The organism is Rhizobacter sp. P2_H2 (assembly GCF_056403375.1).
The window spans coordinates 1-603 of the sequence record NZ_JBFUFP010001778.1 but is presented as its reverse complement, the minus strand read 5'-3'; the positions used below and the strand labels follow the sequence as shown (position 1 = coordinate 603).

Sequence of the window (603 nt, the reverse complement as noted above, 5' to 3'; positions counted from 1 at the left end):
GGCATCCACCAGCCCGAGGCCCAGGCCCTGGCCACCGAACGGCGTGTGGATGTGCGCGGCATCGCCGGCCAGCAGCACCCTGCCTCGGCGGTAGGTGTCGACCTGCCGCGTGTTGTCGGTCCAGCGGCTGGCGCTGGCCAGCGCCTTCACGCGAACGTCCACGCCGCTGATGCGGCGCAGCACGCCTTCGAGCTGGTCACGCGTGACCGGTGCCTCCCGGTCCTCGGGCGGACCGGTGAAGTCCAGCATCACCAGCCGGCCGGGCAGGGGCCCGCAGGAGAACACGCCGCCCGGGGTGCGATGCCAGCCGATCGGCACCAGGCGCTCGGGATGGTCGATCTCGGCGACGGCCTGGTAGAAGGTGGACGACGGCGGCGTTCCGGGGAAGGCGAAGCCGGCCAGCTTGCGGACGAGGCTGCGCCCGCCGTCGCAGCCGACGAGCCAACCGCAGCGGATGCGGCCTGCGCTCGTCGATGATTGCCACGCCACGTCGACGCCATCGTGCTGCTGCGCAAGACCGGTGAGCTCGCAGCCGCGGCGCACCTCGATGCCCAGCGCGCGGGCGCGCTCGCCCAGCATGGTTTCGACGCCCTGCTGATCCAC

Annotated in this window: 1 protein-coding gene; it reads right to left on the bottom strand. The window is 72.8% G+C overall.

All coding sequences use genetic code 11. The annotated features are described in order from the left end of the window. On the bottom strand, positions 1–603 hold a 603-nt coding region (locus AC1D15_RS36155; RefSeq protein WP_477829881.1), incomplete at its 3' end, for an FAD-dependent monooxygenase.